Below are 20462 nucleotides of genomic sequence, written 5' to 3'. Positions count from 1 at the left end.
CCTGCTCCCTAAGTTGATGCCAGCACGTGGCCGCCCACGCGCAGCGATTTGCCGCGAAATAGCGCGACCGTACGGCCTTCCTGGTTGATCACCGCGACGTCGTACACGCCGCTCTTGCCCGCCAGCGCCTGCTCGCGCGCGGTGGCGGTGAGCACGTCGCCCGGCCGGCCCGGCGCCAGGTAATCGATGGTGCAGGACGCGCCCACGGTGGTGAGGTTGTAGCTGTTGCAGGCAAACGCAAACGCGCTGTCAGCCAGGGTAAATATGAAACCGCCGTGGCAGCTGCCGTGGCCATTGAGCATGTCGGCGCGGATCGTCATCGACATGGTGGCGTGGCCGGGACCGACGCCATCGAGCGTGATGCCCAGCCCTTGCGAGGCAGGGTCGCGCGCATACATGGCGGCCGCCACCTTCCCGGCCAGTGCCTGCGCAGTCAGATCATTCAACGTCTCATGCATGGATGGTTGCTCCTGAAGCGTGCTTGCGCCGCAGCAGCGGCGACACGCGATAGCGGTCTTCGCCGTAGCTGGCGGCCAGGTGGTTCAGTACCGTGACGACATGGCCCACGCCGATGGCGTCGGCCCAGGCCAATGGCCCGCGTGGATAGTTGACGCCCTTCTGCATGGCCAGGTCGGCGCCTGCCGCATCGCACACTCCCTGGTTGACGGCATCGGCCGCCTCGTTGGCCAGCATGGCCACGGTGCGCATGACCGCCATGCCAGGCACGTCGTCGAGCCGGGTGACGGTGAGACCCGCCGCTTGCAGCAGGCCCACCACCGACAGGTAAGCCTCGGGTGCGCACTGGTCGGCGCAGGCGACGGCGATGCGGGTAGCGCTGGCGTAGTCGAAGGCCAGGTCCACCAGCACGGTATCGGAGTGCTGGTTGTCGGCGGCGCGCTGGGTGGCGCTGCGGCCGTCGGTGAGATACACGGCGGCGCCGTTGCAGTGGAAGGCCGGTGCGTCGTCCACGCTCTTCTCCACCTTGCGATGGGCCACGTCGATGCCGGCGGTGCGCAGGCGCGCCGCCAGCGCGTCGGTCACGGCGCCGCCATGCGGGTGCGTGGCCGCTGCCAGCGCAGCTGCGTCACGGGTGTAGCTGACATATGCAGGGATGGGCTGCGGCGCCTCGGCCTGCGCCGGTGCGTTCACCGCGCCATCGCCGTAGCGGTAACAGCCGCGGCTGGTCTTGCGACCGAGGAAGCCGGCGTTGACCAGCTCCTGCTGCAAGACCGACGGCGTAAAGCGTGGATCGTTGAAGTAGGCTTCGAACACCGACTGCGTCACCGCGAAATTGACATCATGGCCGATCAGGTCCATCAGCTCGAATGGGCCCATGCGGAAACCGCCGGCCTCGCGCAGCACCGCGTCGATGGTGGCCGCGTCGGCCGCGCCTTCGGCCAGCAGGCGCCAGCCCTCCGCATAGTACGGGCGCGCCACCCGGTTGACGATGAAGCCGGGCGTGGAGCGCGCGTGCACCGGGCTCTTGCCCCAGGCGGCGGCCGTGTCGTACACGGTCTGCGCCACCGCGCTGTCGGTGGCCAGGCCTTCGACCACTTCCACCAGCGCCATCAGCGGCACCGGATTAAAGAAGTGCATGCCCACCAGCCGGCCCGGCACGCGCAGTTGAGCGCCAATCGCCGTGACCGAGATCGACGAGGTGTTGGTGGCCAGGATGCAGTCGTCATCCACCAGGTTTTCCAGCTGCGCAAACAGGGCGCGCTTGGCGTCGAGGTTTTCGACAATCGCTTCCACCACCAGGCCCGGTTTGGTGGCGGCCAGTTCGTCCAGCGTCAGTGACGGTTGCAGCCGGGCCAGAGAAGCGGCGGCATCGACGGGGCTCATGCGCTGTCTGGCCACCAGTTTATTCAAGGCCAGCGCGATATCGGACATGGCCTTGGCCACCGGTTCCGGGCGGCTGTCGTACAGCTTGACGGTGTAGCCGGCAACGGCTGCCACCTGGGCGATGCCGGCGCCCATGGCGCCGCTGCCGATGACGGCCACCACCCGTTCTCGAGACAATGCGGTCATGTCATTTCCCCGTAAATTGCGGTACGCGCTTTTCCATGAAAGCAGCTACGCCCTCGCGGTAGTCGGAGGTAGCACCCAGCTCGCTCATCATGGTGCATTCGAGCATGAGCTGCTGCTGCAAGGTGTTATGAGCACTGGCGTGGATGGCCTGCTTGGTAAACGCCAGCCCTTGCGTGGGGGCGCTGGCGAAGTGGCGCGCCAGCTTGTCGGTCTCGGTGGCCAGCTCGGCGTCGGGCACGGCTTTCCAGATCAGGCCCCACTGCTCGGCCTTTTCGGCGGTGAGTTTTTCGCCCAGCATGGCCAGTCCCATGGCGCGCGCGCTGCCGATCAGGCGCGGCAAAAAGTACGTGCCGCCGGTGTCCGGGATCAGCCCAAGCTTGCAGAACACTTCCACGAACGAGGCCGAACTGGCCGCCAGCACGATGTCGCAGGCCAGCGCCAGGTTGGCGCCGGCGCCGGCCGCCACGCCGTTGACCGCGCAGATCACCGGCATCGGCAAGGCGCGCAGCGCCAGCACCAGCGGCGCGTAGTTCTTTTCCACCGAGTCGCCCAGGTCCACCGGACGGGTGCCGGGGGCATTCGATACGGCGCGGTCGGACAGGTCCTGGCCAGCGCAAAAACCGCGCCCGGCGCCGGTGAGCACCAGTACCCGCACGCTCTTGTCGGCGCCAACCTTGCGCAGGGCGTCGCGCACCTCCTCGTGCATGGCCTGGGTGAAGCTGTTGAGTTTATCGGGGCGGTTGAGGGTGAGCGTGGCCACCCCGGCGTCGATCCCGAACACGATGTTTTGATAGTCTTTGGCGTTCATGCTGTCTCCTGGTTATTCGGCCTGGTCGAAGTCGAGCACCACCTTGCCGGTGATGGGGAAGCTCTGGCAGCTCAGTACAAAGCCGCGCGCCACCTCGTAGTCTTCGAGCGCGTAATTGATGTCCATGTCCACCTGGCCTTCGACCAGCTTGCAGCGGCAGGTGGAGCACACGCCGCCCTTGCACGAGTAGCGCATGTCGATACCGGCGCGCAGGCCGGCGTCGAGCAGCGATTCCTGGTCCTGCGCCATGGTGAAGCTGGTGGCGCTGCCGTCCATGATCACGGTCACTTCGGTGTTCTGGTGCGCGCCGGTTTCCATCGCCGCGTGGGCCCTGGCTTTGCGCGGACCGTTGGCGCCGGTAGCGCCGGTGGCTAAAAACAGTTCGACCTTGATCGCCTCCTTCGGCATGCCCGCTGCCTGCAACGCCGCCGAGACGCCCAGCATCATGTCTTCCGGCCCGCAGATGAAGGCGACGTCGACGTCATCCACCCGCGTCCAGTAGCGCAGAAACTCGGTGCACTTGTCCTGCGTGATGCGGCCGTTGAACAGGTCGATGTCCTGCTGCTCGCGGCTCATCACGTAGGCGATGCGCAGGCGGTCAAGATAGACATCTTTGAGGTCGGAGAGTTCCTCGCGGAAGATCACCGACGAGCTGGCGCGGTTGCCGTAAAAGAGCGTGAAACGGCTGTGCGGCTCGAACGCCAGCGTGGTCTTGATGATCGACAGGATGGGCGTGATGCCGCTGCCGGCCGCAAAAGCCAGGTAGTGCTTGCGGTTGGCAGCATCGAGCGGCACGTTGAAGTGACCCGACGGCGGCATCACGTCGAGCACGGCGCCGGGCTGCAGGTGATCCACGGCCCAGGACGAAAACAGCCCGCCCTGGGTGCGCTTGATGGCCACCCGCAGCGTGTCGTCCTGCACGGCCGAGCAGATCGAGTACGACCGGCGCACGTCTTCGCCGTCGATGTGCGCGCGCAGGGTCAGGTGCTGGCCCTGCTGGTAGGCGTAGCTGGCCCGCAGCGCGGGCGGCACGGCAAAGGTGACGGCGATGGTATCGCGCGTTTCGTGGCGTACCTGGGAGACGGTCAGGGGATGGAATTGGCTCATGATCTCAATGACACTTGAAGTAATCGAACGGTTCGCGGCAGTCCAGGCACTTGTAGAGCGCCTTGCACGGCGTGGAGCCGAACTGGCTGGTGACTTCGGTATGGGTGGAGCCGCAGTTGGGACAGGCGATACCGAGCTTTGGCGCCTTGCGCGAAATTGCTGATGCGGGGCCCAGGCGGCTGATGTCGATCACCTGTTCGGCCGGCGGCGCGATGCCGTAGTTACGCAGCTTTTGCTTGCCGGCGTCTGTCATCCAGTCGGTGGTCCAGGCGGGAGCAAGCTGGGTGTGCAGCACCACCTCAAGCACGCCACGCCCATGCAGGGCGTCGCTAATGGCGTCGCCGATCACCTGCATGGCGGGGCAGCCGCTGTAGGTGGGCGTGATCGTGACGTGACAGGCGCCGTCGTCGGCCACGCGCACGCCGCGCACGATGCCCAGGTCGGTGATGCTGATGGCGGGGATTTCGGGGTCGGGGATTTGTGCGAGCCAGCCGGCCACCTGCTCCTCGTCGAAGCCTCCATCTTCAGATCCGTCATCCTCGCGCATGCGGGGATCCATGGACCGCGTGATCGGATGCTCAGTATGGATTCCCGCCTGCGCGGGAATGACGGATTGAAGGTTGGCGGGAGAAAGAACCGTCTTCGTCGCTTTCATACGCCCCCTCACCACTGCGCATTCGGATACGCGCGCTGCAAGAACTGCATCTCGGCCAGGATGAACCCCAGGTGCTCGGTATGGCGTCCCTGCTTGCCGCCGCTCTGCATCCAGGCATCCTGCGGCGGCATCACCAGCGTGGCTTCGGCAAAAATCTCCGCCACGTGCGCCAGCCACTGCGTGCGCAGTTGGTCCGCTGGCGGGGCGATGCCGGCTTCCACCATGGCCTGGTCGACGGCGTCGTAGCCGAATACTTCGCCGCTGTACATCCACAGCGCGTCGGCGGCGGCCTGGGTTTTGGCGTGGCTGATATCGGTGCCGTCGCCCATGCGCACCACCAGGTCGCCGCTGCGGCGCAGGTGGTACGTCACTTCCTTCAAGGACTTTTCGGCGATGGCGGCGATGCGTTCGTCGCTGCTGTGCGTGAGGCCGGCGATCAGGAAGTAGTGCCAGGTGTCGAAGTAGAACTGCCGCATCATGGTGTCGGCGTAGTTACCGTTCGGTTGTTCGAGCAGCAGGCAGTTCTTGAAGTCGTGGGCGTCGCGGTGGTAGGCCAGGCGGTCTTCGTCGCGGCCCGCGCCCTCCAGCTCGGCCGCGTATTCGTACCACAGGCGGGTTTGCCCCAGCAGGTCGAGCGCCACGTTCGACAGCGCCATGTCTTCTTCCAGCGCCGGCCCTTTGCCGCACAGGCGGCTCAGTTGCTGGCTCAGGATCAGGGCGTTGTCGCCCAGGCGCAGCAGGTAGTTTACTTTGGCATCCATCGATGGCCTCACAGGTTTTTCACTTCTTCCGGCATCGGGAAGAAGGTGGGGTGGCGATAGACCTTGCTGTTGGCCGGCTCGAACAGGGCGCCCTTGTCGGACGGGCTGCTGGCGACGATGTCGGCCGCGCGCACCACCCAGATGCTCACGCCCTCGTTGCGGCGCGTGTACACGTCGCGCGCATTGTTGACCGCCATTTCGGCGTCGGGCGCATGCAGGCTGCCCACGTGCTTGTGCGCCAGGCCGTGCTGGCTGCGGATGAAAACTTCCCACAGCGGCCACTCTTTGCTGGTTTGGGTACTCAGTTGCGTGCTCATGCGACTTCCTTCACTGCTGCGTGTTTGTCGGCGTGCGCCACCAGGGCCTCGCGGAACCAGGCGCCCTCCTCCCAGGCCTGGACACGGGTGCGCAGGCGCTCGCGGTTGCACGGGCCATTGCCCTTGAGGACGTTGTGAAATTCGGCCCAGTCGATGGCGCCGAATTCGTAGTGGCCGGTCTCGGCGTTGAAGCGCAGGTCGGGGTCGGGCACGGTCAGGCCCAGGAACTCGGCCTGCGGCACGGTTTGATCGACCATGCGCTGGCGCAGCTCGTCGTTGGAAAACAGCTTGATGCGCCACTGCGCCGATTGCGCGCTGTTGACCGACTCGGCGTCCGACGGGCCGAACATCATCAGCGACGGCCACCACCAGCGGTTCAGTGCATCCTGCGCCATGGCCTTTTGTTCGGCCGTGCCGCGCGCCAGCGCCAGCATGATGTCGTAGCCCTGGCGCGCATGGAACGACTCTTCCTTGCACACGCGGACCATGGCGCGCGCATACGGACCGTACGAGCAGCGGCACAGCGGGATCTGGTTGATGATGGCCGAGCCGTCGACCAGCCAGCCGATCGCGCCCATGTCGGCCCACGACAGCGTGGGGTAATTGAAGATGCTCGAATACTTGGCCTTGCCACTGTGCAGGGCAGCGAGCAGCTCGTCGCGGCTGACGCCCAGGGTTTCGGCGGCGCTGTACAGGTACAGGCCGTGGCCGGCTTCATCCTGGATCTTGGCCAGCAGGATCGACTTGCGCTTGAGCGTGGGCGCGCGCGTAACCCAGTTGCCTTCCGGTAGCTGGCCGACGATTTCCGAATGGGCATGCTGCGAAATCTGGCGGATCAAAGTCTTACGGTAGGCGTCGGGCATCCAGTCCTTGGCCTCGATGCGCACGCCGGCGTCGATGCGGGCCTGGAAGGCGCGCTCGTCGTCGGCCATGTCGGCGGTGGTGCGGACCGTGCTCAAGCCGGTCTCTACTTGTTGGGCGTACATGCTGTCTCCTCGTTTGACCTCGGTTGAACTCATAATACGATACACAATTCGTTTACGCTACCGGTTTTTTGAGTCATAACGAAATTCCGCATTTAAATACCTTGCCGGGCGTTTCACCCGGTAAACTACGGTTTTCAGCTTTTGTTGGCCGCCATGCACTGCTCCGACTGGATCACCGACTTCCTTGCCCACGACCCGCCGCGCTCGAAATCGCTGGTGGTGACCATCTTCGGCGACGCCATCGTGCCGCACGGCGGCATGGTGTGGCTGGGCAGCCTGATCGAGCTGCTGGCGCCGTTCGGCGTGAACGACCGGCTGCTGCGCACGGCCGTGTTCCGCCTGGCGCAAGAGGGCTGGCTCGGTGCGCGGCGCGATGGCCGCCGCAGCGCCTACGCCATCACGCCCGACGCCATGGCGCGCTTTTCGCACGCCTACCGGCGCATCTACGCCGAACCGCACGCGCACTGGGACGGCAGCTGGACCCTGGTCATCAGCGGCGAAGGCGCGTTGACGCCGGCCGAACGCACGGCCGTGCGCAAGGAACTGTTGTGGGAGGGCTACAGCGTGATCGCACCCGGCATCCTCGGCCATCCGGCCGCCGAGCCGGCGGCGCTGGCCGAGGTGCTGGCTCGGCTGGGCGTGGCCGGTAAACTGTTCGTGGTGCGCGCGGCCACCGTGCCCGGCGTGGGCGCGCGGTCGCTGGGCGACCTGGTGGCCAGCGGCTGGGACGTGCGCGAAGTGGCGGCCGGCTACGGACAATTCCTGACAAGGTTTGCGCCGCTGGCCACCGCACTCGATGGCGGCGTGGCCGACCAGCTGACGCCGGAGCAGGCCTTCGTGATCCGCACCCTGCTGATCCACGCTTACCGCAGGGTGCAGCTGCACGACCCGCAACTGCCGGCCGAACTGCTGCCCGCCCCCTGGCCCGGCACCCAGGCCTACGCGCTGGCGCGCCAGCTGTACCTGGCCGTGCACACGGCCGCGGAACAGCACATCGACAGCGTGCTGCGGCGCGAAGACCCGGAGGCGCCGGTGGCGGAGGCGGCCTTTTATGCGCGGTTTGGCGGCTTGCGTTAGGGCGGCTCTCCCCTGCGGGCGTGCCGCCCAACGCCACCACCCTGTATGATGTCGCCACTGCGCCACAAGCGCTCGACACTGAATTCAACGGGACACACCACCATGCCTATCAAAATCAGCCAGCAGTTCGACGCCGGCGCCATCGACGTCATTTCCGCCGACAACCCGGCCGCGATCGACCTGAACATCCGCAAGGACTCGCACGCCGACATCACCCAGTGGTTCTACTTCCGCGTGCAGGGCGGCGCGTCCACCCCGCTGGCGCTGCGCTTCCTCAACGCCGGCAAGACCGCCTACCCGGACGGCTGGAAGGATTACCAGGCCGTGGCCAGCTACGACCGCGACAACTGGTTCCGCGTGCCGACCTCGTTCGATGGCGAAGTGATGACGATTAACCACACGCCCGAATACGACAGCGTCTATTACGCCTATTTCGAGCCGTACTCGTGGGAACGCCACCTGTCCCTGCTGGACAACGCGCAACTGTCACCGCTGGTCAAGCATATCGACCTGGGCAGCACCATCGACGGCCGCGACCTGAACATGCTGGTCATCGGCGATCCGGAAGCGGAACAAAAAGTGTGGGTGATCGCGCGCCAGCACCCGGGCGAGACCATGGCCGAGTGGTTCGTCGAAGGCATGGTCGAAGCGCTGCTCGATCCGGCCAACCCGTTCGGTCGCAATTGCCTGAAAGAAGCCGTGTTCTACGTGGTGCCGAATATGAACCCGGACGGCTCGGTACGCGGCAACCTGCGCACCAACGCTGCCGGCGCCAACCTCAACCGCGAGTGGCTGAACCCGACCATGGAGCGCAGCCCGGAAGTATTCCTCGTTAAAAACAAGATGCTGGAAACCGGCTGCGACCTGTTCCTCGACATCCACGGCGACGAAGGCCTGCCGTACGTGTTCGTGGCTGGCAGCGAATCGCTGCCGACCTGGACCCCGGACCAGGCCGAAGGCCAGCAATACTTCATCGACAACTTCCTGATTGCCAGCCCGGACTTCCAGGACGAATACGGTTACGGCGAAACGCCGTACACCGACGAAACCCTGACCATGGGTTCGCCACACATCACGCACCAGTTCGGTTGCCTGTCGCTGACGGTGGAACTGCCGTTCAAGGACAACGCCAACGATCCGGATGCCGACACCGGCTGGAACGGCGCCCGCAGCGCCGAGCTGGGCAAGGCTGTGCTGCAACCTGTTCTACAGACGCTGGTCGCGCAGCAGTAAGCACTTACCCGCCCTCCTGGCCTGCGCCAGGACAAGGCGGGCGCTGCCCGCAAAAATACACTGGCCTCCAGCGGCGCCACCCGGCGCCTTTCCTGGAGGTCCAGCATGAACATCCTGTCATCGGCATGCAGCACGGCTGCCGCCCTGTTGCGCCGCACCGGCTTCACACCTCGTCACCATGTCGAGCGCTGTCCGCGTGTGCGCCGCCTCACGCCTGCTGCGGCCCTGGCCTGCCTGGCCCTGCTGGCCGCCTGCAGCACACCGTACAGTCCGCCCGAGATCCTCGACGCCAACACCCGCTTCCCCGGCCTGGTCGACCTTCCCGCGCAAGCGGAGGGCCGTACCGAAGACGTCCTGCTGGTGCACGGCATCTGCACCCACAATGCGCGCTGGGCGCAGCAGGTGGTCGCGCAATTGATGGCGTCGATCAACGGCGCCAGCATGACTACCAGCCGCAGCGCCAGTGTTGACGCCAACGGCATCGAGATCGTATCGGCCACGGTGGCGACGCCCGCAGGCCGTCTGCGCTTCAACGCCCTGATCTGGTCCCCCCTCACCACGCCGCTCAAGCGCCAGCTGTGTTACGACCAGGCCGACAAGTCGGCCATCTGCACCGGCGCACCGCCGTACCCACACCAGCGCGCGCTTTTGAATGCACGCCTGAAAGACACGCTGATCGACGATTGCCTGCCCGATGCGCTGATCTACCAGGGCGTGGCGCGCGAGGCGATCCAGCTGCGCATGCGCGACGCCATCGTGCGCGTGCTGGCCGACAGCGACGCGCCCGACAATGTACCGCTGGTGGTGATTGCCCACAGCATGGGCAGCAAGATCATGTTCGACACGCTGCTACGGATGACGCAGGAGGCGCCCGGCTCTCACGCGGCGGTCGCGGCGCAGCGCACCATGGCGCGGATGCGGATATTGGTGATGGCGGCGAACCAGGTACCGCTGCTGTCGCTGGCCGATCAGCAGGTCGATATCGCAGCCGCGCGAGCAGCGCCGTCAGACAGCCTGCAACTGCTGCTGCAACAGCGCGGCAGCGAGGACCGGCGCCGCACCATGGCCCCGCTGACGCTGGTGGCGTTTTCCGATCCCAACGATCCGCTATCGTACACGCTGCCGCCGGAGCGCTACGCGGGACAAGGTGTTGCGGTATATAACATCCTGGTATCGAATGCGCCGACCTGGCTCGGTTTGCTCGAGCGGCCCGATGACGCCCACCTCGACTACTTGAAGAATCCCGACGTGGGCCGGCTGGTAGCCTGCGGGGTGCCGGCCAGTGCCTTGTGCACACAGTGAACCCCGCACTACCCGGTAGCGATACGCATGCCGTACCGCGTGGGGTCGGACCCAAGCGGGTCCGACCCCGGCCTGGCCGAATTCAAGAAGACGGGTTCAGGCCCCGCCCACCACCATCTTCTCGATCAGGATCGAGCCGGTCTGCTTGGTGCCGCGCATCATGGTATCCGCCCCCACCGCCACGATCTGCGCCAGCATGTCTTTCATGTTACCGGCAATCGTGATCTCCTCGACCGGGTACTGGATCACGCCATTTTCCACCCAGAAGCCCGAGGCGCCACGCGAGTAGTCGCCGGTGACGTAGTTGGTGCCCTGCCCCATCAGTTCGGTGACCAGCAGGCCGGTGCCGAGCTTGCGCAGCATGGCGGGAAAATCGTCGCCGGGCGTCGTCAGCGACGACGAGAGCGTGAGGTTGTGCGAGCCGCCGGCGTTGCCCGTGGTTTGCATGCCCAGCTTGCGCGCCGAGTACGTGGACAGGAAATAACCCTGCACCACGCCATCCTTGACCACGTCGCGCGCGCGCGTTTTCACGCCTTCGTCGTCGAACGGCGCCGAACCGACCGCGCCGATCACGTGCGGGTCTTCATGGATCTGCACATGCGATGGCAGCACCTGCTGGCCCAGCGAATCGACAAAGAAGGTCGACTTGCGGTACAGCGCCCCGCCCGACGTGGCCTGCACGTAGGCGCCCAAGAGGCCAATGGCCAGCGGCGCCTCGAACAGCACCGGGCAGGTACGGGTGGCGAGGCTGCGGGCATGGAGCTTGGCCAGCGCGCGCTCGGCGGCGTAACGGCCGATCGCCTCGGGCGAGGCCATGCGCGCCGCATCGCGCACCGACACGTACCAGTCGTCGCGCTGCATGCCGGCGCCACGCCCGGCAATCGCCGCCATCGACACCGTGTGGCGCGAATACGGGTAGCCGCCCATGAAACCGCGCGAATTGGCCGAGACAAAATGCGACTGCTGCGCGTGCACGCCCGCGCCCTCGCTGTTGGTCACCCGTGGATCGACCGCAAAGGCGGCCGCTTCGGCGCGCTTGGCCAGTTCCACGGCGCCGGCGGTGTCGATGTCCCATGGGTAGAACAGCTGCAGGTCGGGCGGTGACATTTCCAGCAGGTCGGCGTCGGGCAGGCCGCCACAATCGTCCTCGGCGGTAAAGCGGGCGATGTTGTAGGCCGCTTCCACCGTCGCTTTCAGGGCAGCGGTGGAAAAATCGGACGTGCTGGCGTTGCCGCGCCGCTGGCCGATGTGGACGGTGACGCCCATGCCCTTGTCGCGGTTTTGCTCGATGGTTTCGATACGGTTCTTGCGCACCGAGACCGACAGGCCGCTGCCCTCGCTGAAATCGACCTCGCAATCGGTGCCGCCCTGCGCTTTTGCGTAGCCGAGCACGTCGCGTGCAAGCTGTTGCAACTGGTCTTGCGTGTGGCTGAACATCTGGCTGAAATGCGGATCGGACATGGGCGGTTTTCGTCGGTCGGGTACTAAACCGGGTATCATAGCAGTCGTTCACAGTTTACAGGGACGGCTGCGCGCCGGACCGAAAGTTAATAATATGGTAAATCCAAACCGCGGCGCCGTCGGCTTCAGCTCGACCGAATTCGAACAGGAATACGAGCGCCCTTCCAAATCCGAGATGAAACGCCAGGTCGACGCCCTGCAAAAGCTGGGCGAAGCCCTGGTGGCCGAGCCGCGCGACCGTGTCAAACGCGTGCCGATGCCGGAAGATGTGCGCGACGCCATCCTCGAGTGCCAGACCATCACCAACCACGAAGGCCGCCGTCGCCAGATGCAGTTCGTCGGTAAGAAGATGCGCACCCTCGACGAAGCGGAAATCGCCGCCATCCAGCAAACCATCGATGGCTGGAAAGGCGCGTCCAAGTCAGACACCGCCGCCATGCACGCGCTGGAACGCCGCCGCGACAAGCTGCTGGCAGACGACAAGGCCCTGACCGTGCTGCTGTCGGAAAACCCGGAACTCGACGCGCAGCACCTGCGCACCCTGATCCGCAACGCCCGCAAGGAGCAGGCCGAGAACAAGCCGCCGAAGGCCTACCGCGAAATTTTCCAGATCCTCAAGCAGGTCGAGGCCAAGAAGAAGAAAGACGCCACCGCCGAAGTTGACGACGCCGACACCGAAGAAGATGACGAGTAACGTGGAAGCCATGCTGGTGATCGGCCTGGTGTCGGTCTCGGACCGCGCCAGCGGCGGCGTGTACCAGGACCAGGGCATCCCCGCCCTGCAGGACTGGCTGGCGCGCGCCATCACCACGCCGTACCGCGTAGAAACACGACTGATCGCCGACGAGCGCGCCCAGATCGAAGCCACGCTGATCGAGCTGGTCGATACCGCGCGCTGCCACCTGGTACTGACCACCGGCGGCACCGGCCCGGCGCGGCGCGATGTCACGCCCGAGGCCACGGTGGCCGTGGGCACCAAGGAAATGCCGGGCTTCGGCGAGCAGATGCGCCAGATCAGCCTGCACTTCGTGCCGACCGCCATCCTCTCGCGCCAGACTGCCGTGATCCGCGAAACGCTTGATCACGCCGCGCTGATCATGAACCTGCCGGGCCAGCCCAAGGCGATTGCCGAAACGCTGGGCGGCTTGAAAGACGCCGACGGCAACACGGTCGCTGGCGGCATCTTTGCCGCCGTGCCGTATTGCATCGACCTGATCGGCGGACCGTACATGGAAACCGATCCTGTCGTCTGCAAGGCGTTTCGTCCCAAATCGGCGCTCCGGCCCGCGCCGGCCGCGTGAAACCTTCCGTTCAGGCAAGGCGGCGCCGCTTTTTGTCGCGCGCCGCCATCTTGTTCCTGATGCCAGTTCTCCCCTCCATCGCAACCGCCACTCCGAGGAAACCTATGAGCCTGCTACACACCATTGAAAAAGAAACCGGCGCCAACCCCACCGTCGCCATCATCTGGATGCACGGCCTGGGCGCCGACGCCAACGACTTCGTGCCGATGCTGCAGGAGCTGGACCTGCGCGACCTGCCGGCGATCCGCTTCATCTTCCCCAATGCCGACACCATGCCCGTCACCGTCAACGGCGGCTACGTGATGCGCTCGTGGTACGACATCGTCGCCACCGACCTCGGTCGCCAGGAAGACGAAGCGGGCCTGCGCGCCTCGCAGGCAAAAGTGGAAGCGCTGATCGCACGCGAAAAAGAACGCGGCATCGGCGCCGACAAGATCATCCTGGCCGGCTTCTCGCAAGGCAGCGCGATGACCATGCAAACCGGCCTGCGCCAGAAGGAAAAGCTGGCTGGCATGATGTGCCTGTCGGGCTACCTGCCGATCGCCGCCAAGGCCACCACCGAGTTCACCCAGGAGAGCCTGGGCACGCCGGTCTTCATGGCCCACGGCCGCATGGACCCGGTCGTCCCGCTGGCCCGCGCTACCGCCTCGCGCGACCTGCTGCAACAGTGGGGCTACCAGGTGGAATGGCACGACTACCCGATGCAGCATTCGCTGTGCCAGGAAGAGGTCAACGATATCAGTGCCTGGCTCAAGCGCGTGCTGGCTTAAGGGAACCTCGAAAAACCTACTGCGCGATCCGCTATCGCCGCTCCGTTGCTCAGCGTACAGCCGTACGCTTCCGCTACTCGCGACGATAACGAACCGCTCGCTACGGTTTTTCGAGGTCCCCTTGACTTCGTTACGCCAAGGCAGCGGCGACGAGCTGCTGCCAGTCCCGGTCCACGCGGTCGGTATTGGCCAGCAAGATCACCGACTGCTGCCGCTGCGGCAATCGCAGCAGTATGGTATTGAAACCCCACAGGCTGCCGCCGTGGAACACCACATCGTGGCCATCGTGCTGCACCCACTCCAGTCCACAGCGGTAGTCCGGTATCGAACCGTCTTGCAACGCCGAGGGTTCGAGCATCGCGCGCAGCACGCTGCCGGGCTCGGCCCACTGGCGATGCCACTCACGCTCCCATAACACCAGTTCCTCCACGCTCGCAACCATGCCGCCATCGCCGACCGTGTTGGCGTTGCCGAGCTGCTGCTTGTAGCCGAACGGGCGCGCCGCGTCTTCCTCGTAGCTGAACACGCGGTGTGGCAACACGTTCTGGCGATCGTCGTCGAAGCCCGAGTGTTTCATGCCCAGTGGCTGCAGCAGCTGTTCCTTCACGTAGCGCGCCAACGGTTGTCCGCTCAGCCGTTCGACCAGGGCGGCGAGCAGGATGTAATTGCTGTTGCTGTAACGATGCGCGGTGCCGGTCGGCATCGCCACCTGGTCCATGCGGGTGATCAGCGCCATGATCTCGCGGTTGCTGAAATAGTCGGCCTCGTGGCGGCCGGGCTGGCATTGCAGAAACTGGAAATAATCGGGAATGCCGCTGCTGTGATTGAGCAAGCTGCGCAGCGCAAACGGCTGTTCGAAGCCGGCCAGTTCCGGCGAGTGTACACACACATCGTCATCGAGCGCGATGCGGCCCGCCTGCACCAGTTGCATGATGGCAGCAGCAGTGAACTGCTTCGATTCCGACGCCAGGTAATACATCGAACGCGCCGAGAGCGGCACGCCCAGTTCCAGCGACGCCAGGCCGTGGTGCAGTTCGAACGTGACTTCGCCGTGCTCGAGCACGAGGGCGCTGAAGCCGGGGCCGTCGCCGGGGAGTGTGGACTGCAGGTATTGAAAATGCTGAATCAAGGGGGTATGCATTAAGCTGGCATCCACACGGCCACCGACATTGACAGACATGGCGCAGGGGAAATTAAAAAACAAGGCCAAAAACGGGAATGGCCCACCGAAGTGGGCCATTCTAACTCGCTTGTTCCCGGGGGAAGGCCTAAGCCAACAAGTCCCAGAAAGCACAGTGTAATTATACGTGAATCCACAACCAGACTGGTCAAGAGCCGCTGTAGTGAAACCGCTGAATGGCTGAGGCAATGGGAAGTTGTTACGGTCGCACTGGCCGCCAGACCGTAAATTGGCTCTGGCTAGGATGCTCTTTTCAATCCGGCAATAACGGCGCATCCGTCCCCGGCACCGCCGTCTGCGCCGCGTTCATCACCATCGCCAGGAACGTGTAATAGCCGTTGATGCCCATCAGGTCCACTACGCCGTGCTCGCCGAAGGCGGCCAGTGCGGCGGCGTAGGTGGCGTCGTCCACCCGTTGTTGCTGGTGCAGTTGCAGGCAAAATTCCAGCACCAGCGCTTCGTCGGCTGGCAGTCCCACCGGCTGGCGCCGTTCGGCAATCGCGGCGATGGTTGCCTCGGCGATGCCGTATTCGCGCGCGATCGGGGCGTGGATCGCCCATTCCACTTGCTGGCTCCACTGGCGCGCCGTGACCAGGATCGCCAGTTCCGTCAGGCGCGTGCCGAGGGCGCTGCGGTAGCGCAGGTATTCGCCCATGCGCTGGGCGGCCGACATCAATTCGGGACTGCGTATCAACGGTACGAACGGCCCGTACAGCGCGCCGCGCGGGCCGTCGATCACCGCTTGCGCCGCTACCTGCTGGCTGGCGCTCATCTGCGCGAACGGTATAGGTCCCAGGCGATCGGTCATGTGCTTACTCCTAGTAAAGTTTTCTGAGCATGGTGCGGCATAGATCAACAGAAGACAAGCTGAACGACGATATTGTCTGCTGGCAATCACAAGAACCCACCTGCCAGAAAGGATGTCCATGAACCGCCCCAGCGCCGCCCATCACCCCAGCCACCTGATTCACCGCAACCTGCGCCACATGCCGCCTGTCGTCGGATCGGCATCCGGCATGATCGTGCACGACCGCGACGGCAAACGCTATCTCGACGCCAGCGGCGGCGCCGCCGTGTCGTCGCTGGGACATGCGCATCCGGAGGTGCTCGCTGCCATGCACGCCCAGATCGACCGCAACGCCTACGCCCACACGGCTTTTTTCACCTGCGAGGCGGCCGAGGAACTGGCCACGCGGCTGGCCAACGACGCCCCGGGCGACCTCGATCACGTGTACCTGGTGTCGGGCGGGTCGGAGGCGATGGAGACCGCGCTCAAGCTGGCGCGCCAGTATTTTGTGGAAAGCGGCGAGGAGCAGCGCAGCGTGTTCATCGCCCGCCGCCAGAGCTACCACGGCAATACGCTCGGTGCCCTGGCCATCGGCGGCAACGAATGGCGCCGCAAGCCGTTCGCACCGCTGCTGATCGACGTGCCGCGCGTGGCGCCGTGCTTCGAGTACCACGACCGCGCGCCCGGCCAGAGCGTGGAAGACTACACGGCCGCCCTGCTATGCGAGCTGGAAGACACCATCGTCAAGACCGGACCGGCGCGCATCATCGGCTTTTGCGCCGAGACCGTGGTGGGCGCCACCGCCGGCGCCGTGCCGCCCACGCCCGGCTACTTTCGCGGCGTGCGCAGCCTGTGCGACAAGTACGGCATCCTGTGGATCGCCGACGAGGTGATGTGCGGCATGGGCCGCACCGGCACGCTGTACGCGTTCGAGCAGGAAGGCGTGCTGCCCGACCTGGTGGTCCTCGGTAAAGGACTGGGCGCCGGCTACCAGCCAATCGGCGCGGTGCTGGCGCGCACGCCGATTATCGACCGCCTGCGCGATGGCAGCGGCGTGTTCATGCATGGGCATACGTATATGGGCCACCCGGTGGCCGCCGCCGCCGCGCTGGCGGTGCAGCAGGTGATCCGGCGCGACAACCTGCTGGGCGCCGTCACCGGCCGTGGCGCCGTGCTGCGCACGCAGCTGCGCGAGGCACTGGGCCACCATCCCCACGTGGGCGACATCCGTGGCCGGGGCCTGCTGATCGGGGTGGAACTGGTGCGCGACCGCGACACCAGGGAGCCGTTCGATCCCGCCTTGAAACTGCATGCGGCGCTCAAGCAGCAGGCCATGGCATGCGGGCTGATGGTGTACCCGATGGGCGGCACCATCGACGGCGTGCGCGGCGACCACGTGCTGCTGGCGCCGCCCTTCATCGCCAGCGACGCCGACCTGGCCGAAATCACCGAACGGCTGACCAGGGCGGTCACGCTGGCGCTGGCCAGCATGCGCTGACAGCGGTGATTACTTGCGTGGCTGCCAGTCGATCACTTCCTGCTGCTGCTCGCCCAGTCCGGGAATGCCCAGCCGAACCTGGTCGCCCTTTTTCAGGAAGCGCGGTTTCGGCAGGCCCATGCCCACGCCCGGCGGCGTGCCGGTGGCGATCACGTCGCCCGGTTCCAGCGTCATGAATTTCGACAGGTAGCTGACGATCTGCGCCACCGTGAAGATCATGGTGGACGTGTTACCGGTTTGCATGCGCTTGCCGTTCACTTCCAGGTACAGGTCGAGGTCTTGCACGTCGCCGATGTTTTCCGGCGTGACCAGCCAAGGGCCGACCGGGCCGAAGCTGTCGCAACCTTTGCCCTTGTCCCATTGCGGGCCGCGTTCGAGCTGGTACGAGCGCTCGGAGACATCGTTGACGACCGTGTAGCCGGCCACGTATTTCAGCGCATCCTCTTCCGTCACGTACTGCGCGCGCGAGCCGATGATGATGCCCAGCTCCACTTCCCAGTCGGTCTTTTTCGACCCCTTGGGCAGCATGATCGGATCGTCCGGGCCGGTGAGCGCGGTGATGGCCTTCATGAACACGATCGGTTCTTTCGGCAGCGGCATCTTCGCTTCTGCCGCGTGGTCAGAGTAATTGAGGCCGATGCAGACGAACTTGCCGACGTGCTTGACCGGCACGCCGAAGCGCGGGTTGCCGCGCACCAGCGGCAGCGTGGCCGGGTCGATTTTTTCCAGCTTGCGCAGTGCCTTGGGGGCCAGCTGCGCCGCGTCGATATCGTCGATGACGGCGGCCAGCGAGCGCAGCTTGCCCTCGTCGTCGATCATGCCAGGTTGTTCTTTGCCGGGACGGCCGTAGCGCACAAGTCTCATGGTTCACTTTCAATCGGTACAGGACTTGGCATTGTAACGCCGTGGGGCCGGACAACCTACTGCGCAGCCCGCTACGGTTCTTCGGCCCCCCTTGCCTCAGCCGTAACGCTCCTGCCGCAGCCATTTGTTGGCGATGATCTTGGTGCCGGTGACCACCGGCGCACCGCCGTGCAGGGTCTGGCGGTCGGGCTGGTGGTTGCTGTCGGTGTTGAGAAACCACAGCGCGCTGCCCTTTTTGGGATACACCTCGAGGCCCAGGCCGGGGAAGATGGTGCCGCCGCCCTGCTCCACCTCGGTCAGGTACAGAATGAAGGTGGCCAGGCGCTGACCACCGCGCGCCAGGTGGCTGCGGTGGCCGGTGGTGTCGGGGTCGAGCCAGTCGTAGTGGGGCCGGTATTCCTGCGTGCTCGCATATTTTTGCAGCTGGAACGGCTCACCGCATTCGGCCGGCCAATGCGCCAGCGCGGCCAGGCGCCGTTCGATGCGCTCGGCGATATCAACCTCGCCGCGTTCAATAAACGCCATCTCGCTGGTGCGGCCCTCGTGCACCACGCTCGAGCCGTCGTCGGCGCCGGTGACGGTGGAGCGCGAATAGCCGCTGCTGGAGCCGGACTCGCAATGCGCGACGATGGCGTCGCATTCTTCGCTGCCCAGTACGTTGCCGAGCAAGATCACCTGCGGGCTCTTGAGCACGAACAGGATCTCGACTTCGCGCTGGTCCACCACGATCTTGTTGCGCGTGGTGTCGATGAACGGCATCACCTGGGCCGGCGTGAAAATGCTGGCGCCGGCGTCTGCACCACCACGCTGGCGCACCGCCTCGGCGAGCGCGGCGCGCGCCACCTCCATGGTGTACTGGCCGGAGCGGGCCATGCTGTTGGCCATGTCGAGCGGGCTGCAGCCACGCGCCAGGTTGGCGGCGATCCAGTCCTGCCACGACGGTGGCAGCGAGGCGAGCACGGCAGCAGTGGCGAAAGCGTCGGGCATGGGATTATCTGGTGCTGGTGGCCGGGTGATGGTCCATTCTACCGGAAGGCGCCGGACGCCTCCAGCGCCGCCAACCGTACCAGGCCAGTCCCGGCGCCTGCAGCGCAATCAGCAACGCAAAGCCCGCCTGGTAAGCCTGCGCCGGATACTGCCCGCGCAGGTTCGGCTGCCAGCCATCGAGCACCAGCCCGAAGCCGGCCTGCACCGCGAACGCGCCCAGAAAAATCAGCAGGTTCAGGCAGGTGGTCGCGCGCCCGGTCAGCCGGCCCGGCAAGCCTTGCGCGACCATCGTGTACTCGATGCCGGTGACCGTACCCACCAGGGTGAACAGCACCGCCAGCACCGCGTAGCCGGGTCGCCAGCCGCACACGAAACCGGCCTGCACGATGATGAACAGCGCCACGCCGGCAGCGGCCACCCGCACCGGCCGCACGCCGCGCTTTCCTGCCCACTCGGTGATCATGCCCACCACGATCGCCCCGACGATCACTGCGCCCATGCCCACGTACAGCAGCCAGCTGACCTGGTCTTCGGAGTAGCCGGCCACGTCGCCGAGCCAGCGGCCGAGCCACAGGCCCTGGATGCCGAAGAACACCATGTGCGGCACCAGCACCAGTTGCGCCGCCTCGCGAAACGACGGGTGGCGGCATATCTCGGCCATGGCCGCGCGCAGCGGCTGGCGCTGCACGACGGCCGCCTGCGGTGGCGCCAGCAGCCGGATCAGCACGGCGGTAAACATCAGCGCCGACGCCAGCGCGATGAACAGGCTGCGCCAGTCCACGTGCTCGAGCGCGATGCGTACCGGCAGCGTGGCTGACGCCGCACCCAGGCCGCCGGCGGCGATCAGGTAGCCCTGCACCGACGGCAGCCGCGCCGGCGTGATCCAGGTCGACAGCGCCTTGACCGCCGCCATGAAGCAGCCGCCCACGCCGAAGCCGATCACCGCGCGCGCCACCAGCAGCTGGGCAAAATCGCGCCCACCCGCAAAGGCCAGCGTGCCCAGCGCCGCGATGACCAGCATCGGCAACTGCACCAGCGCCGGCCCCCAGCGGTCGAGCGCCACGCCCACCGGCAACTGCGCCAGCGCGAAGGCAAAGAAGAACGCGCTGGTGAGCAGGCCCAGCTGGCCGGGCGTGAGCGCCAGCGCGGCGGTCAGGTCCGGCGCCAGCGTGGCGTTGATCATCCGCATCAGCTGGGACAGGTAGTGGCCCAGCGCGAACGGCAGGAACACCGTCAGGAACACCATGCGCCGCGACAGGGCCGGCGCGGTGGCGGCCGGCGGCGGTACGCCGCGCCCGGCGTGGTTGGCGTCGCCCTTGTGGCGGTCGGCGTCGCGCATG

The 20462-nt window shown here is 65.9% G+C and carries 21 protein-coding genes; 7 read left to right on the top strand and 14 right to left on the bottom strand.

The annotated features are described in order from the left end of the window. Positions 1–8 precede the first annotated feature (8 nt). The 8 genes from paaI to paaA all read right to left on the bottom strand — a co-directional run bounded on the left by paaI (position 9) and on the right by paaA (position 6662). Entirely contained in the window at positions 9–458 is a 450-nt protein-coding gene (gene paaI / locus DUPY_RS22515; protein WP_070251278.1) for a hydroxyphenylacetyl-CoA thioesterase PaaI, read from the bottom strand. Continuing rightward, positions 451–2028: a 3-hydroxyacyl-CoA dehydrogenase gene (locus tag DUPY_RS22510; RefSeq protein WP_070251277.1), complete on the bottom strand. Its 1578-nt coding sequence runs from the start codon at positions 2026–2028 to the stop codon at positions 451–453. The genes paaI and DUPY_RS22510 overlap by 8 nt, the downstream gene beginning before the upstream one ends. Position 2029: 1 nt before the next feature. Next, positions 2030–2836: a 2-(1,2-epoxy-1,2-dihydrophenyl)acetyl-CoA isomerase PaaG gene (paaG, locus tag DUPY_RS22505; RefSeq protein WP_070251275.1), complete on the bottom strand. Its 807-nt coding sequence runs from the start codon at positions 2834–2836 to the stop codon at positions 2030–2032. Positions 2837–2848: 12 nt separating this feature from the next. Continuing rightward, a complete protein-coding gene (gene paaE / locus DUPY_RS22500; protein ID WP_070251273.1) occupies positions 2849–3943 on the bottom strand; it encodes a 1,2-phenylacetyl-CoA epoxidase subunit PaaE in 1095 nt (364 codons plus the stop codon). A 4-nt stretch (positions 3944–3947) separates the two neighbouring features. After that, the gene (paaD, locus tag DUPY_RS22495) at positions 3948–4490 is read right to left on the bottom strand and encodes a 1,2-phenylacetyl-CoA epoxidase subunit PaaD (protein WP_229255470.1); all 543 of its coding nucleotides are present in this window, start codon (positions 4488–4490) and stop codon (positions 3948–3950) included. A gap of 116 nt (positions 4491–4606) precedes the next feature. Beyond that, the gene (gene paaC / locus DUPY_RS22490; protein WP_070251270.1) at positions 4607–5359 is read right to left on the bottom strand and encodes a 1,2-phenylacetyl-CoA epoxidase subunit PaaC; all 753 of its coding nucleotides are present in this window, start codon (positions 5357–5359) and stop codon (positions 4607–4609) included. A gap of 8 nt (positions 5360–5367) precedes the next feature. Then, positions 5368–5676, bottom strand: coding sequence for a 1,2-phenylacetyl-CoA epoxidase subunit PaaB (paaB, locus tag DUPY_RS22485; protein WP_070251268.1), 309 nt, complete (start codon positions 5674–5676; stop codon positions 5368–5370). After that, positions 5673–6662 carry a 1,2-phenylacetyl-CoA epoxidase subunit PaaA gene (paaA, locus tag DUPY_RS22480; protein ID WP_070251267.1) on the bottom strand — a complete coding sequence of 330 codons (990 nt, stop codon included), beginning with the start codon at positions 6660–6662 and terminating at the stop codon, positions 5673–5675. The genes paaB and paaA overlap by 4 nt, the downstream gene beginning before the upstream one ends. 144 nt (positions 6663–6806) lie before the next feature. On the opposite strand from paaA, the gene paaX reads away from it, so the two are divergent. The 3 genes from paaX to DUPY_RS22465 all read left to right on the top strand — a co-directional run bounded on the left by paaX (position 6807) and on the right by DUPY_RS22465 (position 10274). Further along, the gene (gene paaX / locus DUPY_RS22475) at positions 6807–7739 is read left to right on the top strand and encodes a phenylacetic acid degradation operon negative regulatory protein PaaX (RefSeq protein WP_371851814.1); all 933 of its coding nucleotides are present in this window, start codon (positions 6807–6809) and stop codon (positions 7737–7739) included. A 102-nt stretch (positions 7740–7841) separates the two neighbouring features. Next, positions 7842–8972, top strand: a complete 1131-nt coding sequence (locus DUPY_RS22470; protein WP_070251397.1) for a M14 family metallopeptidase — start codon at positions 7842–7844, stop codon at positions 8970–8972. 105 nt (positions 8973–9077) lie between these two features. Then, on the top strand, positions 9078–10274 hold the full coding sequence (locus DUPY_RS22465) for a hypothetical protein (RefSeq protein ID WP_070251265.1): 1197 nt from the start codon (positions 9078–9080) through the stop codon (positions 10272–10274). A gap of 96 nt (positions 10275–10370) precedes the next feature. On the opposite strand, the gene pmbA is transcribed toward DUPY_RS22465, so the two are convergent. Continuing rightward, complete coding sequence (gene pmbA / locus DUPY_RS22460) at positions 10371–11735, bottom strand: metalloprotease PmbA (RefSeq protein ID WP_070251264.1); 1365 nt, start codon at positions 11733–11735, stop codon at positions 10371–10373. Positions 11736–11829: 94 nt separating this feature from the next. On the opposite strand from pmbA, the gene yjgA reads away from it, so the two are divergent. The 3 genes from yjgA (at position 11830) to DUPY_RS22445 (ending at position 13806) form a co-directional block, all read left to right on the top strand. Next, complete coding sequence (gene yjgA, locus DUPY_RS22455) at positions 11830–12429, top strand: ribosome biogenesis factor YjgA (RefSeq protein WP_070251262.1); 600 nt, start codon at positions 11830–11832, stop codon at positions 12427–12429. Next, positions 12419–13036, top strand: a complete 618-nt coding sequence (gene mog / locus DUPY_RS22450) for a molybdopterin adenylyltransferase (RefSeq protein WP_084640854.1) — start codon at positions 12419–12421, stop codon at positions 13034–13036. The genes yjgA and mog overlap by 11 nt, the downstream gene beginning before the upstream one ends. Positions 13037–13140: 104 nt before the next feature. After that, positions 13141–13806: an alpha/beta hydrolase gene (locus tag DUPY_RS22445; protein ID WP_070251260.1), complete on the top strand. Its 666-nt coding sequence runs from the start codon at positions 13141–13143 to the stop codon at positions 13804–13806. 130 nt (positions 13807–13936) lie between these two features. Here DUPY_RS22445 and DUPY_RS22440 read toward each other — a convergent pair whose 3' ends face one another. Together DUPY_RS22440 and DUPY_RS22435 are read right to left on the bottom strand one after the other, a co-directional pair. After that, positions 13937–14935 (bottom strand): serine hydrolase domain-containing protein, encoded by a 999-nt coding sequence (locus DUPY_RS22440; protein ID WP_229255469.1) that lies wholly within the window; start codon positions 14933–14935, stop codon positions 13937–13939. Positions 14936–15239: 304 nt separating this feature from the next. Continuing rightward, entirely contained in the window at positions 15240–15794 is a 555-nt protein-coding gene (locus tag DUPY_RS22435; protein WP_070251258.1) for a carboxymuconolactone decarboxylase family protein, read from the bottom strand. Positions 15795–15912: 118 nt separating this feature from the next. Here DUPY_RS22435 and DUPY_RS22430 point away from each other — a divergent pair, with 118 nt between their 5' ends. Beyond that, a complete protein-coding gene (locus DUPY_RS22430; RefSeq protein ID WP_070251256.1) occupies positions 15913–17271 on the top strand; it encodes an aspartate aminotransferase family protein in 1359 nt (452 codons plus the stop codon). Positions 17272–17280: 9 nt separating this feature from the next. Here DUPY_RS22430 and DUPY_RS22425 read toward each other — a convergent pair whose 3' ends face one another. The 3 genes from DUPY_RS22425 to DUPY_RS22415 all read right to left on the bottom strand — a co-directional run bounded on the left by DUPY_RS22425 (position 17281) and on the right by DUPY_RS22415 (position 20461). Beyond that, a complete protein-coding gene (locus DUPY_RS22425) occupies positions 17281–18135 on the bottom strand; it encodes a fumarylacetoacetate hydrolase family protein (RefSeq protein ID WP_070251254.1) in 855 nt (284 codons plus the stop codon). Positions 18136–18231: 96 nt separating this feature from the next. Continuing rightward, complete coding sequence (locus tag DUPY_RS22420; RefSeq protein ID WP_070251251.1) at positions 18232–19122, bottom strand: 2OG-Fe(II) oxygenase; 891 nt, start codon at positions 19120–19122, stop codon at positions 18232–18234. Positions 19123–19126: 4 nt separating this feature from the next. Then, complete coding sequence (locus DUPY_RS22415) at positions 19127–20461, bottom strand: MFS transporter (RefSeq protein WP_229255468.1); 1335 nt, start codon at positions 20459–20461, stop codon at positions 19127–19129. Position 20462 lies beyond the last annotated feature (1 nt).

This window comes from Duganella phyllosphaerae (assembly GCF_001758785.1).
In the GTDB taxonomy this organism is placed as follows: Bacteria; Pseudomonadota; Gammaproteobacteria; order Burkholderiales; family Burkholderiaceae_D; genus Rugamonas; species Rugamonas phyllosphaerae.
Note: the sequence above shows the minus strand (reverse complement) of the source record. Positions and strands in the feature narration are given on the sequence as shown.

What these genes read in the sequence shown, in the direction of transcription:
- DUPY_RS22425 (WP_070251254.1), bottom strand. Translation starts at nt 18,135, where the DNA reads ATGAGACTTGTGCGCTACGGCCGTCCCGGCAAAGAACAACCTGGCATG.
- DUPY_RS22465 (WP_070251265.1), top strand. Translation starts at nt 9,078, where the DNA reads ATGAACATCCTGTCATCGGCATGCAGCACGGCTGCCGCCCTGTTGCGC.
- DUPY_RS22430 (WP_070251256.1), top strand. Translation starts at nt 15,913, where the DNA reads ATGAACCGCCCCAGCGCCGCCCATCACCCCAGCCACCTGATTCACCGC.
- paaE (WP_070251273.1), bottom strand. Translation starts at nt 3,943, where the DNA reads ATGAGCCAATTCCATCCCCTGACCGTCTCCCAGGTACGCCACGAAACG.
- paaA (WP_070251267.1), bottom strand. Translation starts at nt 6,662, where the DNA reads ATGTACGCCCAACAAGTAGAGACCGGCTTGAGCACGGTCCGCACCACC.
- DUPY_RS22415 (WP_229255468.1), bottom strand. Translation starts at nt 20,461, where the DNA reads ATGCGCGACGCCGACCGCCACAAGGGCGACGCCAACCACGCCGGGCGC.
- DUPY_RS22445 (WP_070251260.1), top strand. Translation starts at nt 13,141, where the DNA reads ATGAGCCTGCTACACACCATTGAAAAAGAAACCGGCGCCAACCCCACC.
- paaI (WP_070251278.1), bottom strand. Translation starts at nt 458, where the DNA reads ATGCATGAGACGTTGAATGATCTGACTGCGCAGGCACTGGCCGGGAAG.
- yjgA (WP_070251262.1), top strand. Translation starts at nt 11,830, where the DNA reads ATGGTAAATCCAAACCGCGGCGCCGTCGGCTTCAGCTCGACCGAATTC.
- DUPY_RS22510 (WP_070251277.1), bottom strand. Translation starts at nt 2,028, where the DNA reads ATGACCGCATTGTCTCGAGAACGGGTGGTGGCCGTCATCGGCAGCGGC.
- paaB (WP_070251268.1), bottom strand. Translation starts at nt 5,676, where the DNA reads ATGAGCACGCAACTGAGTACCCAAACCAGCAAAGAGTGGCCGCTGTGG.
- DUPY_RS22435 (WP_070251258.1), bottom strand. Translation starts at nt 15,794, where the DNA reads ATGACCGATCGCCTGGGACCTATACCGTTCGCGCAGATGAGCGCCAGC.
- paaC (WP_070251270.1), bottom strand. Translation starts at nt 5,359, where the DNA reads ATGGATGCCAAAGTAAACTACCTGCTGCGCCTGGGCGACAACGCCCTG.
- paaD (WP_229255470.1), bottom strand. Translation starts at nt 4,490, where the DNA reads ATGCGCGAGGATGACGGATCTGAAGATGGAGGCTTCGACGAGGAGCAG.
- DUPY_RS22420 (WP_070251251.1), bottom strand. Translation starts at nt 19,122, where the DNA reads ATGCCCGACGCTTTCGCCACTGCTGCCGTGCTCGCCTCGCTGCCACCG.
- pmbA (WP_070251264.1), bottom strand. Translation starts at nt 11,735, where the DNA reads ATGTCCGATCCGCATTTCAGCCAGATGTTCAGCCACACGCAAGACCAG.
- mog (WP_084640854.1), top strand. Translation starts at nt 12,419, where the DNA reads ATGACGAGTAACGTGGAAGCCATGCTGGTGATCGGCCTGGTGTCGGTC.
- DUPY_RS22470 (WP_070251397.1), top strand. Translation starts at nt 7,842, where the DNA reads ATGCCTATCAAAATCAGCCAGCAGTTCGACGCCGGCGCCATCGACGTC.
- paaG (WP_070251275.1), bottom strand. Translation starts at nt 2,836, where the DNA reads ATGAACGCCAAAGACTATCAAAACATCGTGTTCGGGATCGACGCCGGG.